Genomic DNA, 18,295 nt, shown 5'->3' with positions numbered 1-18,295 from the left:
GAAGCCGTTTTTATTGTGTCAATGTCTAGAGGTACTTACATTATCCCACGTGCCGGAAAACGCCGCCGGCCTGCGTCCGTTCGGGAACGGTCGCAGGCCGGCGGGACGAACTGCACTCACTCCAGGGTGAACGTGACCGCCTCGCCGTTACCCGCGACGTCGTACACGACCAGCGTGTTCTCGCCCCTGACGGCGGCACCGAAGGCGCCGGGCCGGACGGCGTTCAGGTCCGACCAGACGTCGTCGACCAGGTCGATCACGGTGCCGTTCAGCACGGCCTTGTCGATCTTCCCGGCGTCGTGGAGCTTGTAGCTGACCTGTGCGTAGCCCCCGCCGTCCGCCTCGACGGTGAACCGCGGGCCCTCCTTCACGGTGACCGTCGGCGCCGTGGTGTCCGCGGTGACGTCGAAGGTCGAGGTCCGCGACACGTTGCCCGCCAGGTCGTGCGCGTTGTACCGGATCGTGTACCGGCCGTCGGGCAGCGTCACGGTCGCGGTGTGCGTGGCCGAGGCGGCGCCGCCGGCCGTGGACGACGTGCTCTTCACGAGCGTGTCGCCGTCGTAGACGTTCGCCACGATCCTCGCCAGCCCGACGTCGTCGGTCGCATCGACCTGGATCGCCACCTCGGGCATCGGCCCCGCCGCCGACGGCGATACCAGGGACACGTCCGGGCGTACGTCATCGGCGGGGGTGAACCCACTGATCTTCTCGCTCAGTGGGATCGGGTTCACGCTCAACGTGTACTCGGTCCCCAGCGGCGCCGGATGGCCCGAGCCGTCGCCGATCGTCAACCCGTCGGCGTCTGCGGTGTACGGCTCGATGAAGGCGTACCGGGCCGTCTGGGTGTCCGGGCCCGGGCGAGCCTGGAACAGGAACCAGTCGGTGCCCTCGTGGTCGACGAAGTTCGGACCGGTACCCGGGCCCGTGACCTCGGTGTTCTTGCTCATGATCGGGGTCGGGTTCTTGACCCAGTTCGAGGCGTCCATCGGGTCGCCGCCGGTGTACCTCAGATAGCCGATGGCGTAGTAGATGGTCCAGTAGCCGCTGGCGGAGTACGCCATGAACACCTCGCCGTCGTCACCGTAGACGGCGGTACCGCCCTCCACGACCTTCGGCCACCACATGTTCGGGTCGCTGGTCGACTGGGCGTACCCGTGCATCTCCCAGTCGTACTCGGACTTGGTGATGATGCTCGGCTCACCGGCGAGGGTCCACGGGTTGACCATGTGGCTCATGTTGATCGTCTGGTGGAAGTCGGCCGTTCCGCGTCCTTCTTCGGCGACGTAGGTGATGTAGGTCTCGCCGGCGACTCGCATGAGCGAGATGCCCGCCACGAACTCGTCGGTGTTGAAGTCGGGATCATCCGCGTTCGTGATGCGCTGCGGGACGTTCACCTCGCCGGTGACCGGGTTGCCCCAGCGGCCCAGCAGATCATCGCCGTCGAGCGCCTTGAGCACGTACTGGCGCTGGCCCTCGGCAGCCGGATCGTTCGGGTCGGTCGCCGACAGGTACAGGTACCACCCGGCGTTCTCCTCGCCGACCTCCTCGGCTGTCAGATGATGGATCTCCGGCGACCACAGGTTCTGCATGTCCTCCGGAGCGAAGATCACCGAACCCACGGACTCGGACAGGTCCGAGGGGTTGGCGACCTTGTGCAGCGCCATCGTGGTGCTGGACGTCGCCAGGAAGTAGTACTGCCCCTCGTGGGTGAACATGTACGGGTCGGCCGCTCGGACGAGCGGGTTGGTGAACGTCAGCTCACCCTCCGGCACGGCCGCCTCGATCGCGGGATCGATGTGCAGGGCGCTGGCCATGTCGCCGGCGTAGCCCTCCGTCCCGAGCAGGTCGGTGAGGTGGCCGAAGTCGCCACCGGTGACCGTGAGGTCGAAGGTGCCGGCCAGCACCGTCGAACGGGACTTCGCCGGCGCGATCGTCGACCAGAACTGACCGCCGTTCACCGTGATGTCCGCGTCGTAGTCGGCCGCGTAGTCGCTGCCGTCCTCCTCGTGGACGGCGTAGACACCCCGCATGAAGGTCCCGCCGTCGATCGTGGCGGACGCCGATCCCGAGCTCTCGCCACGGTGGGAGAGGACGACCGGCCCGTAGAACGTGCCGCCGTCGATCTGGACGGACACCTCGGCGCCGGTCGTCACCGCCGCGGTGCTGGCGGACCCGCCACGCAGTCCGGCCCACTGCCCGCCCTCGACCGTCACCGACGTGACCGGTGCGGGCTCGGTGTCGTTGCTCCCGCCGACGATGCTCAGGTAGGTCTCGCCGCGCCGGGTGAACGCGGTGTCGACGCCGGCGCCGATCGTCAAGGGCTCACCCATCGCGTAGATGGTGCCGTCGACGGCCGGGGACTGCAGCAGCACGTTCTCGAACGTGGTCGGACCGCCCAGCCGCAGCGCGCCCTCGATCTGCAGCGCCGCACCGTCGGCGGCGAAGTCGATGTCGCCGTCGTCGGTCGTCAGCACGGCGTGCGCGCTGTGGTCGTCGACGTCGTACCCCTCCTCGACCGTGTACTGGTCCGTCACCACCACGCGCCCGTCACCGGACAGTGCGGCGATCGCCGCACTCAGGTCACCGCTGGCGTGGGTCGGGCTGCTGCCGTCACCATCGCCGCCGGCGGACAGGTACACGACCTCGTCCTCGGTGATGCCGTCGAAGGCCGCCGCGATCTGGTCGATCACCTCCTGGTCGGCACCCGGGAGCCGCGTCAGCGCGCGCTCCGCGCCGTCGGCAGCCGCCCAGTCGGCGATCGAGATCTCCGCGATCTCGGTCTCGCCGAGCCGCATCCTGACCTCGCCGTCAGCACGCTCGAGCTGCGCGTTCCGGACGCTGCCCCCGAGGAAGCGAGCCATCAGCGTCTCGGTGATCCGGCCCGCGGAGGCGTGGAGCGTCCCGACCTCACCGCCGGCGACGGTCACCGTCGCACCAGCGACGTCGTGCGCCGAGTCCGTGCCCGCCCAGACCTGCTCGACCTCACCACCAGCGATCGTCACGTCCGTCGTGCCGTCGAAGTCGCCGGTCAGATCGGTGCTGCCGGCGACGCGGGCGAACTCGCCGGACTCGATCGAGATCGAGGCGCCGTCGCTGCTGCCGGCCACACCGACCTGGCTGCCGTCGGCCACGCTGACGCCCTCGCCGATCGTCAGGTCCACGCCGTCGGCCAACAGCTCCAACGCGCCCGCGTTCGCCAGCTCGACCGAGCTGAAGGTGACGTCACGTGCGATCGCGAGCTCGGCGCCGGCGGGGAAGGCGATCGATGCCGCACCGTCACCGACGAACGTGACCCGTCCTGCGCCGGCGGCCAGCGTGGCCGCATCGACGTCCCAGGCGACGTCGCCGTGAATCGTGATCGCCCCGCCGTCAGCGGCGAGCAGGCCGAGCGCGGTCTCCAGGCTGCCGCACGGGCTCTCCGCGGTGCATGCGCTGCCGCCGCCGTCGGCACTGACGTGGACGTCCGCGGTGTTGATCAGGACGTCGAAGATCTCCCTGAGCGCCGCGACCTGGTCGGCCGTGTGGTGCTGTCCCGCGAAGCGCACCGTCCGGACCGCTGCGAACTCGAGGATCTGCTGGTGACGGCCTTCCCCGCCCCAGGCGTTCTCGGCCTCGATGGCGTCCCAGTCCACGCCGTCGAGCGTGAGGTCGACATCCTCGACCACGTTGTTGATGTCGATCGTGTTGACGTGACCGCCGGTGAGCTCGACATCGGCACCGCCGACGAGGTAGCGGGTCACGTCGCCGGCCGTGTGCAAGGCGCCCACGCGGCCGCCCGTCATCGTGATCTCGGTGCTGCCCGAGTAGTGGTTCTCGAGCGATGCCCCGAAGATCTCCTGGACGATGCCGCCGTTGAGCGTGATGTGAGAGGTACCGGTGTAGGTCTGCGTCCCGGCGCCCTTGCCGCGGCTGAAGCCGGTCACCTTGTAGAAGGTCCCCGAGTTGATCGTGATGTGCGAGTCGGCGTCGAGCACGGTGTCCTCCGCGGACGGCCCGTGATAGCCACCCACCACGAACACCTGGCGCCGGCCCGCCGTCGGGGTGCTCTCCATCGCGACGCCCTCACCGAAGGTGATCGGGTTCCAGTTCGCGGCGAAGACCGCCCACTGCGAGGTGACGACCCCCAGGTCCGCGAAGGTCGTGGGTCCCGCGAGGTTGTACTCGATGAACGGCGTGTCCCCGAAGATCAGCCGCCCCGGATAGTCCATCTCGCCGTCGGAGCTGGTCACGAGGATGTCGCCGGTATGCGCGGGCTCGGTGATCGAGAGTTCGAGCCGGTAGTCGCTCATGATGACGATGCGGCCGCCGTCAGGAGTGACCTTCCGCAGCGCCTGGGTGAGCGTCCGCAGGGGTTGGTCAGGGTCGGTTCCAGGAGACGTGTCGTCGCCGCCGGCCTGGTCGAGGTAGACGACCGTCTCATCGGCGGCCGAGGCCGACGATGCGACGAGACCGGAGAAGAGCAAGGCAACGGCAGCGACCATCGCGGCCAGAGTGGTGGACACACGCGTCATCGGGGCTCCACGGGGGTGAGTGGGTGCTCGGGTCTCCACGAGAGTGGATGTCGCCTGCGGTGCAAATGTAAGAACAATTGAGTTGTTCTAACGTCACCGTAGCGGTCCTCGTGGAGGAGGTCAAAGGTTCGCGTCGGGCGATCCCGGGAAGCGCGACTGAGGGCCGCGGCTGGTCAGCCACGGCCCTCAGTGCTGTGCCCCCGTCGGCGGGGCGGTCGGATCGGGTCTAACTCACGCCCAGCGGCGCTGCCGGCTCCGGCAGCCGCGGGACGTCGATCTCCCCGGCGATCGATGGGAGGCCCTTCTCGAGGGCGTCCCAGCTCTCGAGCGTGCGGAGCACCTCCAGGCGGAACGCCGTCGGCCAGGCCGGCAGCCATTCGCACGGCTTGAACTCGGTCACGACCGGCCGGCCCCAGCGGGTGTGGAAGATGGCCTCGTCCTGGGAGCCCGCCGGCCGGACCCGGCCGCGGACCGTCAGGGTGCCGTCGGAGACCAGTTGGTTGGCCCCGACCCACAACGCCAGCGCCCGCTCGCGCCATTGCGCGTTGCCGGTGACCTCGGCGAGCTCCAGGAACGACAGCACGTCGTGCAGCGAGTACTGGTCGACCGCGGTGTGGGCCGTCGACACCGACGTCATGCCGAAGGTGTCGATGCCGACCTGGCGGAGAAGGCTGCCCTCCGGGTACCGCACGGTGAAGTGCATCATCCACGTGCTCAGGTACCACGCCGTGGTCTCGGCCGCCTCGAGGTAGCGATGCTCACCAGTGAGCCGATGCAGGCGGAGCGCCGAGATCAACAGCGGGCTGGAGGACTCCTTGTCGATGCAGTAGGTGTCGAGCGCACCGGCGGTGGTGTAGCCGTCGCGCAGCAGCTCGTCGTAATAGAAGTCGAACGCGCGCTTCGCGCTCTCCAGGTAACGCTCCTCGTGCGTGACCTCGTACGCCCTCAGCAATGCGGGAACGAGGAAGCAGCCGACGGTGCCGCCCTCGCGGAACACGCTGCCGTCCGGATTCCAGGCCTTGGCGAACTGCCCGTTCGCCTTCTGCTCGCGCAGTGCGAAGTCACAGATCCCCAGCGCGGCGCTCTTGTAGGGCTCACGCGGCGTTCCGGCCCGCTCCGCCAGCAGATAGGCGTCCAGCAGGTACTCCGCCGCACCACCGAGGTTGCAGGCGTCGATCGGGAAGATGCGCTTGCCGTCGGCGCCGGTGACGAACTCCGGGTGGTACTCCTCGTACGGGAGTTCCTTCCCGGGCTCCTTGCTCTGCACCAGCTTCTCGACGGGCGTCTCCATCACGCCGTCCACCTCGGGAGAGATGTTGAACTTGATGCGGATCATGCCGTTGGGCAGCACGAATCGGCACCAGTGGTCCAGCACGCTCAGCCCCTTGTCGCGGGCGTCCTCGTCGCCACTGCGCAGATACTCCTCCAGGAGCGCCACCGACAGCGACGCGCTCTGACCGACCCAGCCGATCTCGTACTTGGAGATCCTCGTCTTGCCGAAGGCGGTGACGTCCTCGTGCCAGCCGCAGCCTCGGTTGATGCTGATGAAACCGTCCGGCTCCTGGGTCCAGAGGAACTTGGTGTACGCGATGCTCAGGTCGTAGAGCCGCTGCGGTCCGAGCGGTTCCTGGACCGGGTGGCCGTAGTACCGCAAGGCGAAGTCGAGCAGCGGCTGGTAGTCCAGGTGCGCCCGTGGTGCCGCGAATCCGCCGATCACCGCCTGGAAGGTGCGCCTCGGCTCCATCGTGCCCTGGTAGGGGTCCTTCCAGAAGTGCCGATGGAGCACCTGCGGGCCCTCGACCTCGGGCCACAGCAGCGTGTGCCGCTCGACGTCGCCCTCGCGCGTGAGCGAGCAGCTGACGGCGTCGTCGAGCGCTCCCGACAGCACGACCGCCTGCCCACCCGCGGCCGAGTAGGTGCACGCGGGGATCGTGCAGCGGTGCCACGCCCACGTCCAGGGTGTGCCGTCGGAGGCCCGGTCACCCACGTACTCGGGTGTGTCTCCCCAGCCGTTGCCGTTGTAGCTGATGCCCGGCACCATCGTGAATTCCGGCGTGAACGCCGTCTCGAGCTCCATCCGCATCGAGTCGGTCGGCTCGTCGCACACGCGCTCCCACAGCCAGAACCCGTTCTCGATCGGCGTGAAACTGTCGCTGGCCCCCGCGCGCCCCAGCACTCGCAGGACCGGGGCACCGTCGCGCCTCAGCGTCCACTCGTCGGCTTCACGAACGAACTCGTACTGATCGTTGGTCACCGTTCATCCTCAAGGTCTAGTCGAACGCGACAAGGCACATGCCGGCACCCGACGACGCACGCAACGACGTCACGGAAGCGGCCCTCGCCGCTCGACCTTATGTTCATAAGACCTGAATGTCAATACATTTACACGCGTGTGCATGCCAGCCACAGATCGGAGATTCGCTGCGGCCGAGCTCGATCTGTTGACAGTCCCGGACGCTCAGGAGATCGTTCGACGACCATTCGACCCGATCCAGGAGCGCCATGACCACCGAGGCCATCGAAACCTACGTCCAGACCCGCATCGCGCCGGCGCACCAGCCCATCGTCGCCAGCCTGCGCGAGCTGATGCGCACCCACGCACCCGAGGCCGCCGAAGTCATCATGTACGGGTCACTGGCGTGGAAGGCCCGCAAGGCGCTCGCGATCATCAGCGCCAGCAAGACCCACCTCACGTTCGCCTTCGAACGCGGCGCGGAGTTCACCGACACCCACGGGCTCCTCGACGGCGTCGGCAAGAAGACCCGCCACGTCAAGCTCAAGAAGCTCGAAGACGTCGACGAAGCAGCACTGAGCGACTACATCACCCAGGCCGTCCGGCTGGATCAGACCTGACCTGCTCGCTGATCGCGCTGCGGCCCGGGTTGCATGGCGGGCGAGGGGTAGACCGTGAAGACTCGCTGACCGTCCAACGATTCGGTGAGCCGCCGGGCCTCGGCGTGCAGCGCGTCGCGAGCCGGCGCGGTGATCTCTTCCAGGAGTCTGAGCTGCACGACTCCTTCGGCGTCCTGGACCCAGACTCCGACGACGCGCCCATCGACCCAGGCCGTGGTGCCGGCGTTGCCGGCGCTGTCGAACAGCTGGGGTCCGTGCGGTCCGAGGAAGAAGTCGCGTTCCTTCCAGCCCATGATGGTGGGGTCGAGAAGGGGCAGCAGAGCGACCCAGGGCTCGGGATCATCGACTGGGTCGAGGTCGTCGTGCCGCAGCCAGCCGATCGAGCCGTTCTCCAGGGTCACCTTCCGCGCGCCGAGATCCTGAAGGGCCGTGCCCACCGTCGCCTTGGTGCTGCCGAGCCACCAGGTGATGTCCTCGACCGTGCCTGGACCGTAGGACCACAGCCACCGGTTCACCAGCTCGGCATAGCCCTGTCGCGATTCGAGTGCGTGGGGAACGTCACCGCCCCACCAGGCCTCGGTCGTCGTCCACAATGGCCGGCTCGTGTACCACGCTCCCGCGTTGCCGGCCCGAGCGACCACACCGTCCATGCTGAGCTGGGCCAGCAGTCTCGGCGCGATCGCCACCTTGCCGCCCCAGGTCTTGTCGGGGAACGGCACGATGAACCCGCCGGCCTCCGGCACCTCCTCGCGCAGTTGCTTCGAGGAGCGCGGCACCCCGTCGGCGAGGTGAGCCAGGACGGCGTTCGCAGCGCCTTGGAGCCAGGCGGCGCCGTCCCCTTCCGGCACGGTGCCCCAGCGTTCGAGGTCCCTGATGAGCCGCTTGCGGGACACGGCGGCGACGCGCGCGGCGGCGCTGCCCCACACGGCCGGGACGAGATCGCGGGGGAACACGAAGATCGTCTCGCGCATGGACTGCTGCCGCACCAGCGACCGGGTCTCGTAGAGCGCCCGCTCCACGTCATCGATGCTCAGTGTGTCGCTGCGCGCCCAGCACGACAGGTGCACGCTCGGCGGGTCGGTCGCGTGCAGGCAGACGACCGATCGGGCCGCGTCTTCGGGGGTGCGAACCCTCGACGATCCGGCGAGAGCCTGCCTGACGCCGATTCGGGTGCGACGCTCCTGATCGGTCACCAGCCGAACGGCCGGCGGGTCAGACTTCGGCATCCGCGTGTCCTTCATCCGTGAGTTCGAGCGCTCGGGTGCCGGTGCCGGCGGACATGCCAGCAGGCTAGCTCCACTTGTGGCCACATACCGGCCACAACGGCCGGCCCGATCGACCGGCTCCTCGACGCCACCACCACCAGGATCCCCAGGGGTGTGTGCCCGGTCGAGATACCCTCACCCACGTGCGTATCGCGAGGTTCACGACCGGGGACGACCCACGCTTCGGAGCGGTGGGACAGGACGACAGCGGAGCGACCGTCATCGCGGTCCTCGAAGGCGACCCGCTCTACCGGACGCCGCAGCTGACCGGCGAGAAGCTGGCGCTCGAGGACGTGCGGCTGCTGGCGCCGGTCATCCCGCGCAGCAAGGTCATCGGCGTCGGGCGCAACTACGCCGACCACGCCGCCGAGATGTCCAATCCGCTGCCCGAGCAGCCGCTGCTGTTCCTCAAGCCGAACACGTCCGTCATCGGGCCGGACGAGCCGATCGTGCTGCCGCCGCAGTCGAGCAATGTGCACCACGAGGCCGAGCTGGCCGTCGTCATCGGGCGCATCGCGAAGTCTGTGCCGCGCGACCGCGTGTCCGAGGTGATCTTCGGCTACACCTGCGGCAACGACGTCACCGCGCGCGACCTGCAGAAGACGGACAACCAGTGGGCCCGGGCCAAGGGCTTCGACACGTTCTGCCCGCTCGGGCCGTGGATCGAGACCGACCTCGACCCGGCCGACCTCGCGGTGCGCTGCCGCGTCGGCGGCGAGGAGCGCCAGCACGGCCGCACGTCGCAGCTGATCTTCGACGTCGCGACGCTCATCGAATACATCAGCGCGGCGTTCACGCTGCTGCCCGGCGACGTCATCCTCACCGGCACGCCGGCGGGCGTCGGGCCAATCACGGCGGGCGACCACGTCGCCGTCACCGTCGAGGGGATCGGCGTGCTGGCCAACCCCGTCGTCGCCGCCGACTGACGGTAGCCTGCCGTCCATCCGTTCCTCCCCGAAACCAAAGGTGATCTGCTGTGACTGACGGCTCCGGCTCGTCGGACGCTCTGGTGCTCGGCGACGTCGCGCCGGCCGACGTCCGCGTGCGCTTCTCCCCGTCCCCCACGGGCAACCCGCACGTGGGCGTGATCCGCACCGCCCTCTACAACTCGGCCTTCTCGCGTCACTTCGGCGGCACGTTCGTGTTCCGCATCGAGGACACCGACGCCGCGCGCGACAGCGAGGAGTCGTACGAGGCGATGCTCGAGGCGCTGCGCTGGCTCGGGCTGCACTGGGACGAGGGGCCCGACGTCGACGGCCCGTATGCGCCGTACCGGCAGTCGCTGCGGCACGAGATCTACGCGTCCGCGGCGGAGCGGCTGCGCGAGACCGGGCACGCGTACCACTGCTACTGCACGCCCGAGGAGCTGGACGAGCGGCGCGAGGCGGCCCGGGCGGCCGGGAAGCCGAGCGGGTACGACGGCAAGTGCCGGTCGCTGTCCGACGCCGAGATCGCCGCGTTCGTCGACGAGGGCCGCATGCCTGTCCTGCGGCTGCGCATGCCCGACCAGGACGTCACGTTCGTCGACCTCATCCGCGGCGAGATCACCGTCGACCGGTTCAACCTGTTCGACTACGTCATCGTCCGCGCCAACGGCCGGCCGCTCTACCCGCTGGTCAACCCGGTCGACGACGCGCTGATGGGCATCACGCACGTGCTGCGCGGCGAGGACCTGCTGTCGTCGACGCCGCGCCAGCTCGTCCTGCACCAGGCGCTGCGCGACATCGGGTTCGCGTCCGGGCCGCTGCCGCGGTTCGGGCACCTGCCGCTGGTCACGGGCGAGGGCAACCGCAAGCTGTCCAAGCGCGACCCGGAGTCGTCGCTGCAGCTCTACCGCGACCGCGGGTTCCTGCCCGAGGGCCTGCTCAACTACCTCGCCCTGCTCGGCTGGTCCATCGGCGACGACGTCGAGGTCTTCTCCATGGACGAGATGGCCGCCGCCTTCGACGTCACCCGCGTCAACTCCGCGTCGGCCCGGTTCGACCTCAAGAAGGCCGAGGCCATCAACGGCGTCTGGCTGCGCCGGCTGTCCTCTGACGACCTCGCCGACCGGATGGTGCCGTACCTGCAGGCGGCCGGGGTGCTGCCGGCTCCCGTGCCGGACGCCTCGCTGGAGCTGCTGCGCGCCGCCACCCCGCTCGTCCAGGAGCGCATGACGGTGCTCGACGAAGCGGTCGGCATGCTCGGCTTCCTGTTCGCCCCCGGCGCCGTCGCGTTCGACGAGGACGCCGTCGGCAAGGTGCTGACGGACGCCGCGCGGCCGGTGCTGCTCGCCGCCCGCGACCGGCTGGCGTCGCTGGAGAAGTGGTCGACGGAGACGATCGAGGCGGGGCTGCGCTCGGCGCTCGTCGACGAGCTGGGCCTGAAGCCCAAGCACGCCTTCGGCCCCGTCCGCGTCGCCGTCACCGGGCGCCGGGTGTCGCCGCCGCTGTTCGAGTCGCTGGAGCTGCTCGGCCGCGACCGCACCCTCACCCGCCTCGACGCCGCCCTCGCCCGCATCGGCTGACCAGCCTTCGGCCGCGTCGCCGCCCGTTTCGTGGTGATGTTCCCCACGTCTCGCTGAGCTGCGGCGCGGCCGTCCAGCCGGTTTGGATCGGACCCCCTCCGACCGCTATCCTTACCGGGCGGTCGAGCGGGATACCCGCCCGATCCAGTGGGGTATGGTGTAATTGGCAGCACGACTGATTCTGGTTCAGTTAGTCTAGGTTCGAGTCCTGGTACCCCAGCGCCCGGCACGGCCTCGCGACGATCTCCAGCCGGTTTGGAGTCGGAGCAAGGCTCGGGTACAGTTTCACCTCGCGACCTCGGTCGCAACGGCCCCGTTGTGTAGCGGCCTAGCACGCCGCCCTCTCAAGGCGGTAGCGCGGGTTCGAATCCCGTCGGGGCTACAGAGAAGCGCCCCTCACCTGCGGAAACGCCGGGTGAGGGGCGCTTTCGTCTCTCCGGCCGTCCCCGAGTTCTGGCGGCGACGGGATCTTACGGACGTCGCCGATCTCGCGTTGCTTCAGCGGCCGGTCGTCTCGGGCCTTTCCGGTGATGGTCCACTCGCCGCCGGCGTGGGGCGTGGCCGCTTCCAGGGAGATCCAGCCCCATCCCTTGCCTGGAAGGTCGCGGTTGGCGCGGCGCAGCTCGGCGGCTTCTTCGGGACGCTGGACCTCGGTCAGTCGATGCCTTCGACGATGCGGAAGTCGCGCTCGAAGCCGTCGGGGAGAGCCACCAGCGCCTTCTGGTATGCCTCGCTCTCGTATGCCGCGACCGCCTGTTCAAAGCTGTCGAACTCGATCAGAACGACGCGTTCGGTGATTCCGGCCTCGTGGGCGACGACTCGACCGAAATTGGACAGGACGCGCCCGCCCCCGGCCCGGACGGCCAGACCCGCCAGCTCGTTGTAGTCGGTCAGCCCCTCGGGGTCGGAAATGGCGGGCTAGACGCTGACCCAGTAGCCCTTGGGCATGGAACCTCCAGTGTTGAGATGAGTGCATCTGACTTACGGGTTGGTCTCGGACGAGCGTCGTCGGGCGAGAGCGAGGCTTGTCAGCGTCGTGATCGCCATCGCGCCGATGCCGACCAGCGCCGCGGTGGTGTAGGCGCTGGCGTCGGGGAAGAGATGGCCGGGGCCGGTGCCCGCGGCGAGGATCAGGCCGCCGATGGCGCTGCCCAGGGAGTACCCGACGCTGCGGACGACGTAGTTGAAGCTCATGGCGCTCGACGTTTCTCGCTTGGGGGTGACGGCCAGGATGACGCCGGGCATGGCGGCTGAGAAGCCGCCGACGCCGAAGCCGAGCACGCCCATCGCCACGAACAGGTCGGCCAGGTCCGACCGGGCCGCCGCGAACACGGTGAACCCGCCGCCGACGATGACGGCGCTGCCGGCCAGGAGCAGGGGGTCGGCGATCCGCGTCCGGGCCCGGGGCGTGAGTTTGCCGGCGACGAACCCCAGCACCGAGAACGGGATGAGGACCAGCCCGGCGACGAAGGTCGTCAGCCCGAAGCCGTAGCCGGCGCCGTGCGGCGTCTGCGCGTACCGGGTGATGAGCGTGAGCAGGAGGTACATGCCGATCCCGCCGACGAACATGGCGAGGTTCGCCCCGGCGACCGCCGGGTGCCGCAACGCCCGTACGTCGACCAGGGGTGTCGTGCTGCGCAGCTCGATGACGGCCCAGACGCACAGCAGCACCACCGCGGCGACGGCGAGGCCCGCCGCTGCGGCGAGGTGCCGGCTCCACAGATCCCGTTCGCCGGCGAGGACAAGCACCAGGAGCAGCGCAGCGGCCAGGACGACCGCGCCTGCCACGTCCACGCGGGCGGAGCGGCCTGCGGGGGCTTCGGGCATGGAGCGCCACGCGGTCAGGAGGGCGGCGGCGGTGACGACCAGGCCGAGCCCGTAGGCGGCCCGTACCCCGCCGAGCTCAGCGAGCAGTGCGGCCAGCGGGTAGCCGACGCCGGCCCCGATGATCGAGACCACCGAGATCAGGGCGATCGTCGCCGTGCTGCGCTCCTCGGGGAGGTGGTCCCGGGCCACGCCCATCATCAGCGCCGTCAGCCCGAGCCCGACACCTTGGGCCGCCCTGCCGGCCAGCAGCCACGCGAACGGCAGCGGCAGCACGGTCAGCGCGCTGCCGACGACGACGATCGCCAGCGTGGCGAGGATCGTGGCCCGTCGGTGCGGGCCGGCGCCGAGCCGGCCGAGGACGGGCGTGGCGACGGCGCCGCTGAGCAGTGCGACGGTCAGCGTCCACTGCGCGCTGTCGAGCGAGACGTGGAAGCTGGTCGCCACACTGGTGATCAGCGGCGTCCCGAGGCTGGCGACCGCCGCCACAACCAGTGCGATGAACAGCAGGGCGGGGACCAGCATCCGCGTCTCGGACCGCTCCAGGGTGCGCCCCGTCACCGTTTCGGCCCCTCACGGTCCTGGCTTTCGAGCTCTGCCAGGTGCGCCAGCGCCGGAAGTGCCGCCACCAGGGCATCGACCTCGTCGTCGGCAAGATCGTCGATCAGCCGCGCGAACGCATCGGCGCCCGCCTGGCGTCGCGTCTGAACGTACGACGCGCCGGCCTCGGTCAGACAAACCAGCGTGACCCGCTTGTCGGACGCGTCGCCTCGCCGCTCGACCAGGCCGGACTCCTCCATCACCCGGACCAGCACGGTCATCGCGGGCTGGGTAACGCCCTCGATCGCGGCCAGATCGGTGATGCGCCGCGGGCCGGTCCTGTGCAGGGTCGCCAGGGTGGCGGCGGACGTCAGGCTCATATCGCGCGGAAGGCGTCTCACAGCCCTGGTGGCCAGCCCGTAGAGGGCTGCCCCGATGGCGGCGGACGCGCCAGGAGCGGTGGCTTGACGACCCATGCCTGAAGCATAGCGCTTTTATATTAAGAGTTTATGGAGATGGTCGATTTGGCGCGGCGGCTGCCGTGAGCGGTGCGATGATCGCCAAGTTCCGCAACGGCGCCAGGTCTGCGCTGCGGCGGCGCCGAGGCACCGCCTACGTGCCGTTGACCAGTCGCTCCAGCGTCGTGCGTGAACCGACATGGTGCAGTGCGGCCAGGGTGCTCGTGTACGCCTCGACGAACGGCGGATGATCGACGAGGTCGGCGAAGAACTGCCGTTGCTCGATGAACGCCGTCGGATTGTCGCGCTGCGTCCGGGCCAGCGGCACCAGCGTGTCCTTGTGCGTGTCGACGACGTCGATCGGTTCGCCGTGTTCGTCGACCCCCTCGGCATACCGGGCCCAGTTCGCGACGATCGCGGCGCAGTTCCGGAGCCGGCCGCCACGTGACGCCTGCTCACGGATCACCGGGACGAGCCACTTCGGGATCCGATTGGACGAGTCGGCGCACAGCCGGGCGAGGGTGTCGCGCACGTCCGGGTTCCGGTAGCGCTCGATGAGCGTGCGCTTGTACGCCGCGAGGTCGACGCCTGGAACCGGCCGCAGCGTCGGCGTCGCCTCGTGGTCCATGTAGTCGAGGAGGAACGTCGAGATCGCCGGATCGCGACGGCGGTCGGCCTCGGCGCGGTGACGTGGCCGGTGCTGCGCAAGGCCGGCTACCCGCGCGAGAACGCCGGCGGCATGCTGGCGGCTTCGGGCATCGGCGCGATCCTGTCGCCGCCGACGCTGGGCGCGGCGGCGTTCATCATCGCCGAGTACCTCGGCGTCTCGTACCTGGACGTGCTGGTGTGGGCGCTGGTGCCGACGCTGCTCTACTACCTGGGCATCGTGCTGGCGATCGAGATCGACGCGCGCAAGGCCGGCGTCGAGGCCGTCGAGGTGGAGCGGAAGAACCCGTGGCGGCTGCTGGCGCGCTCCGGCTACCACGTCCTGTCGCTGGGCGTCATCGTCGCGTTCCTGGCGGCGGGCCTGACGCCGTTCCGCGCCGTCGTCTACGCGACCGCCGTCGCCGTCGGGTTCGGCATCGTCGACGCGGTCGTGCGGCGGCGCGGCCGCGACTGGGCCGGCGTCGCCGCCGAGACGGCGCGCGTGCTCTACCTGTCGCTGTCCGACGGCGTGCGCTCGGTGCTGCCGGTGGCCGCGGTGTGCGCCGCCGCCGGGATCATCGTCTCGACGATCACCAAGACGGGTCTCGGCCAGGTGCTGTCCGACCTGCTCGTCGACACCGCGTCCGCGGTCTCCGACAACGCGACCGTCGTGCTGGTGCTCAGCGCGGTGCTGGCCGCGGTCGCGATCCTGGTGCTCGGGCTGGCGGTGCCGGTGACGGCGTCGTTCATCATCAGCTGGGTGGTCATCGGCCCGGCGCTGCTGGACCTCGACGTGCCCGCGCCGGCCGTCGCGATGTTCATCTTCTACTTCTCCGTGCTGTCCGAGGTGTCGCCGCCGACGGCGCTCGCGGCGGTCGCGTCGGCGGCGATCACCGGCGGCCGGGTCATCGCGACGATGTGGCAGGCGTGCAAGTACGCGCTGCCGGCGTTCCTGGTGCCGCTGGCGTTCGTGCTGACGGACAACGGCTCGGCGCTGTTGCTGGAACGCCCGGCCGGCGACGTCGCCTGGACCGTCGCCGTCTCGGCGGTCGCCGTCGCCGCCCTGGCCGCGGCCGCCGGCGGCTGGATCGTCCGCCGCGCGCTCGGCGCCGGCGTGCTCGCCGCCGCCGTCGTCGTACATCGAGTCACGTCGTCGACCCGAGAGGAGCTTTCGACATGAGAACTCGCGTCGTCACCCGGCTGGTGGCAGGACTGCTCGCGACCGGCAACTCCACCGGCGTCTACTACGCGCTCGGCGGCGGCCTGGCGCAGCTGATCGGCGACGAGACCGACATCACCGCGACGGCGGCCGAGACCGGCGCGTCGGTGCAGAACATCCAGCAGCTGGTGGCCGGCGACTACGACCTCGCCTTCTCGCTGGCCGACACCGCCGCCGACGCCACCGAGGGGACCGCCGCGTTCGACGAGCCGCAGCCGGTGTCGGCGCTCGGGCGCATCTACCCCAACTACACGCAGGTGGTGGTGCGCGCCGACTCCGGGATCACGTCGATCGAGGACATGGCCGGCAGGACCATCTCGACCGGGTCGCCGAACTCCGGCACCGAGGTCATCGCGCACCGGCTGCTGGAGGCGGCCGGCCTGGACCCCGCGAGCAACGTGCAGGCGCAGCGGCTGGACCTCACCAAGACCGTCGACGGCATGAAGGACGGCTCCATCGACGGGCTGGTGTGGTCCGGCGGCCTGCCCACCGCCGCGATGACCGACCTGTTCACGTCCATGGGCGACGACATCGCGTTCGTCGACATCACGCCGCTGCTGCCCGCGCTGCAGGAGATCAACCCCGTCTACACCGAGGGCGAGATCCCGGCCGAGACGTACGGGACGGACGCGGCGGCCGCCGACATCGACGCGTCGGTGGCGACGGAGATCGACCCGATCCCGCTTCACCCGGGCGCGGAGCAGGCCCTCGGCGAGCTCAGCTGAGCACGGCGAGGTTGTGGAACGCGCGGCGGACGGCGACGATGCCGGCGCCCGCGCGGCTGGGGTGCACGCGGTTGGTGAGCAGCACGAAGTAGCGGCCGAGCTCGGGGTCGGCGAACAGGCTGGTGCCGGTGAACCCGGTGTGGCCGAACGTCGCCGGCCCCACGAGGTCGCCGGCCGGTGAGCCGGTGTCGTCGTAGCCCTGCCAGGTGAGCGCGCGGACCTCGCCGAGGTGCACTGTGCGCGGGCGGGTCATCGCCGCGAACGTCGCCGGGTGCAGCAGCACGCGCTCGGTGCGATTGGCCAGCAGCGCGCGGCCCAGCCGGGCGAGGTCGTCGACGCCGCCGAACAGCCCGGCGTGCGCGGCTACCCCGCCGAGCACGACGGCGTTCTCGTCGTGCACCTCGCCGGTGACGACGCGGCCGCGCCACGGGCAGTCCTCGGTGGCGACGCACCGCTCGCGCTCCCCCGGACCGGGCGCGAACCGCAGCGACGACACACCGGCCGGCGCCGCGACGTACCGCTCGACGAGGACGTCCAGGGTGGCGGACGCCGCCGCCTCGGCCATCATCCCGAGCAGCATGAGGCCCTGCGACGAGTACTCGACGGCCTCCCCCGGCGGCCGCCGCGGCGGCAGCGTCCACAAGCCGTCGAGCATGGCCTCGCGGGTCGGGTGGTCGCGGTACATCGGGACCTGGCCGGGCAGCCCGGACGTGTGCAGCATGAGGTCGCGGGCGGTCAGCGCCTCCTTGGTCGAGCCGCGGAAGAACGGCAGCAGGTCGCCGACGGTGGTGCCGAGCGTCAGCGCGCCCTCCTCGAGCAGCGCCATGACGGCCAGCCCGGCGATCGGCTTCGTCACCGAGGCGAGGTCGAACAGGTCGCCGCGCTCCAGCGCCGGACCGTCCCACGACCGGGTGCCGAGCACCCCGCCGGCCAGTTCGCCGTCCGCCGTCCCGACCGACCACGCCGCGGCGGAGAACACCCGCTCGTCGCGGGCGCGGGCCAGCAGCGCCTCGATGCGCGCGGCGCTCACGCGATGCCCTCGGCGGCCTCGGGCGGCAGCATGGCCTGCAGCGTCGCCGACAGCAGCCGGGCCTGCTCGGCGACCAGCGGACCGAGCACGCCGGCGGACTCGGCGTTCAGCGTGAAGCTCAGCCCGCTGACGACCAGCGCGCCGGCCACCGCGCCGCGGTGGTGGGTGACGGCCGCGGCCAGCGAGCGCACCGGCTCGCCGTCGTCGTAGGCGTAGCCACCGGGCAGGGCCGTGCCCTCGGCGGCGGCCAGCATGGCCACCCCGGCCGCGCAGTCGTCCAGCGGCACCGGCACGCCCAGCCGGGGCGAGACGCGGTAGGCCTGATCGGGCTCGACGTTGTCGACGACGACGGCCGCGGCGCCGGACCGGATGGCGTACGACGTGGTCAGGCCGGTGCGCACGTGCAGGTCGTCGAGGCTGCGGCGGACCAGCGGCCGGTCCTTCAGCGCGCCCAGCGTCGCGGCTGCCACGCCGACCAGCGCGGGGCCGACCGTGTAGGCACCGGCGCCGAGCGGGCGGACGTAGCCGAGCGCGGTCAGCGACCGCAGCAGCCGGTGCGCGGTCGGTTTGGTGATGCCGACGCGCGCGGCGAGGTCGCCGAGCCGCTGCGGGCCCGCACCGGCCGCCAACTCGGCGACCAGCGCGAACGCCTTCTCGACGGACCCGCCCGACGGCGGCAGTGGTAAGGCCTCGGTCACGTCGCACATCCTAGCAGCGTT

The 18,295-nt window shown here is 70.4% G+C and carries 12 protein-coding genes, 2 tRNA genes and 2 pseudogenes; 7 read left to right on the top strand and 9 right to left on the bottom strand.

Annotated elements, in window-relative coordinates:
• Positions 1-116: 116 nt before the first annotated feature.
• Both BLU82_RS35000 and BLU82_RS05430 read right to left on the bottom strand, forming a co-directional pair.
• Positions 117-4,511, bottom strand: coding sequence for a hypothetical protein (locus BLU82_RS35000; protein WP_197682751.1), 4,395 nt, complete (start codon positions 4,509-4,511; stop codon positions 117-119).
• A 226-nt stretch (positions 4,512-4,737) separates the two neighbouring features.
• Complete coding sequence (locus BLU82_RS05430; RefSeq protein ID WP_092616659.1) at positions 4,738-6,765, bottom strand: hypothetical protein; 2,028 nt, start codon at positions 6,763-6,765, stop codon at positions 4,738-4,740.
• A gap of 248 nt (positions 6,766-7,013) precedes the next feature.
• On the opposite strand from BLU82_RS05430, the gene BLU82_RS05425 reads away from it, so the two are divergent.
• Positions 7,014-7,364, top strand: a complete 351-nt coding sequence (locus BLU82_RS05425) for a DUF1801 domain-containing protein (RefSeq protein ID WP_092616657.1) — start codon at positions 7,014-7,016, stop codon at positions 7,362-7,364.
• Here the strand turns inward: BLU82_RS05425 and BLU82_RS05420 are convergent.
• The gene (locus BLU82_RS05420; protein ID WP_197682750.1) at positions 7,355-8,605 is read right to left on the bottom strand and encodes a winged helix DNA-binding domain-containing protein; all 1,251 of its coding nucleotides are present in this window, start codon (positions 8,603-8,605) and stop codon (positions 7,355-7,357) included. The genes BLU82_RS05425 and BLU82_RS05420 overlap by 10 nt on opposite strands.
• Before the next feature lie 167 nt (positions 8,606-8,772).
• Here BLU82_RS05420 and BLU82_RS05415 point away from each other — a divergent pair, with 167 nt between their 5' ends.
• The 4 genes from BLU82_RS05415 (at position 8,773) to BLU82_RS05400 (ending at position 11,517) form a co-directional block, all read left to right on the top strand.
• Entirely contained in the window at positions 8,773-9,555 is a 783-nt protein-coding gene (locus BLU82_RS05415; protein ID WP_092616651.1) for a fumarylacetoacetate hydrolase family protein, read from the top strand.
• 50 nt (positions 9,556-9,605) lie between these two features.
• Positions 9,606-11,135: a glutamate--tRNA ligase gene (gene gltX, locus BLU82_RS05410; RefSeq protein WP_092616647.1), complete on the top strand. Its 1,530-nt coding sequence runs from the start codon at positions 9,606-9,608 to the stop codon at positions 11,133-11,135.
• Positions 11,136-11,283: 148 nt separating this feature from the next.
• Positions 11,284-11,355: transfer RNA gene (locus BLU82_RS05405), tRNA-Gln, on the top strand.
• Positions 11,356-11,444: 89 nt separating this feature from the next.
• Positions 11,445-11,517: transfer RNA gene (locus BLU82_RS05400), tRNA-Glu, on the top strand.
• Between the two features lie 272 nt (positions 11,518-11,789).
• Here BLU82_RS05400 and BLU82_RS36255 read toward each other — a convergent pair.
• The 4 genes and pseudogenes from BLU82_RS36255 to BLU82_RS34995 form a co-directional block, all read right to left on the bottom strand.
• Positions 11,790-12,047: a DUF1330 domain-containing protein gene (locus tag BLU82_RS36255; RefSeq protein ID WP_197683029.1), complete on the bottom strand. Its 258-nt coding sequence runs from the start codon at positions 12,045-12,047 to the stop codon at positions 11,790-11,792.
• 69 nt (positions 12,048-12,116) lie between these two features.
• Positions 12,117-13,484 carry an MFS transporter gene (locus BLU82_RS05390; protein WP_370246308.1) on the bottom strand — a complete coding sequence of 456 codons (1,368 nt, stop codon included), beginning with the start codon at positions 13,482-13,484 and terminating at the stop codon, positions 12,117-12,119.
• Between the two features lie 32 nt (positions 13,485-13,516).
• Positions 13,517-13,879 (bottom strand): MarR family transcriptional regulator, encoded by a 363-nt coding sequence (locus BLU82_RS05385; protein ID WP_092616641.1) that lies wholly within the window; start codon positions 13,877-13,879, stop codon positions 13,517-13,519.
• 232 nt (positions 13,880-14,111) lie between these two features.
• Positions 14,112-14,645 (bottom strand): annotated as a pseudogene (locus BLU82_RS34995) (mannitol dehydrogenase family protein); the annotation flags it as partial.
• On the opposite strand from BLU82_RS34995, the pseudogene BLU82_RS34990 reads away from it, so the two are divergent.
• Both BLU82_RS34990 and BLU82_RS05375 read left to right on the top strand, forming a co-directional pair.
• Positions 14,619-15,782 (top strand): annotated as a pseudogene (locus tag BLU82_RS34990) (TRAP transporter large permease subunit); the annotation flags it as partial. The pseudogenes BLU82_RS34995 and BLU82_RS34990 overlap by 27 nt on opposite strands.
• Positions 15,779-16,546, top strand: coding sequence for a TAXI family TRAP transporter solute-binding subunit (locus tag BLU82_RS05375; protein WP_092616638.1), 768 nt, complete (start codon positions 15,779-15,781; stop codon positions 16,544-16,546). The pseudogene BLU82_RS34990 and the gene BLU82_RS05375, both read left to right, overlap by 4 nt.
• Here the strand turns inward: BLU82_RS05375 and BLU82_RS05370 are convergent.
• Together BLU82_RS05370 and BLU82_RS05365 are read right to left on the bottom strand one after the other, a co-directional pair.
• Positions 16,539-17,576, bottom strand: a complete 1,038-nt coding sequence (locus tag BLU82_RS05370; RefSeq protein ID WP_197682747.1) for a serine hydrolase — start codon at positions 17,574-17,576, stop codon at positions 16,539-16,541. The genes BLU82_RS05375 and BLU82_RS05370 overlap by 8 nt on opposite strands.
• A complete protein-coding gene (locus BLU82_RS05365; protein WP_197682746.1) occupies positions 17,573-18,274 on the bottom strand; it encodes an IclR family transcriptional regulator in 702 nt (233 codons plus the stop codon). Before BLU82_RS05365 ends, BLU82_RS05370 begins: the two co-directional genes overlap by 4 nt.
• Between the last annotated feature and the right edge of the window lie 21 nt (positions 18,275-18,295).

The organism is Jiangella sp. DSM 45060 (assembly GCF_900105175.1).
In the GTDB taxonomy this organism is placed as follows: domain Bacteria; phylum Actinomycetota; class Actinomycetes; order Jiangellales; family Jiangellaceae; genus Jiangella.
Note: the sequence above shows the minus strand (reverse complement) of the source record. Positions and strands in the feature narration are given on the sequence as shown.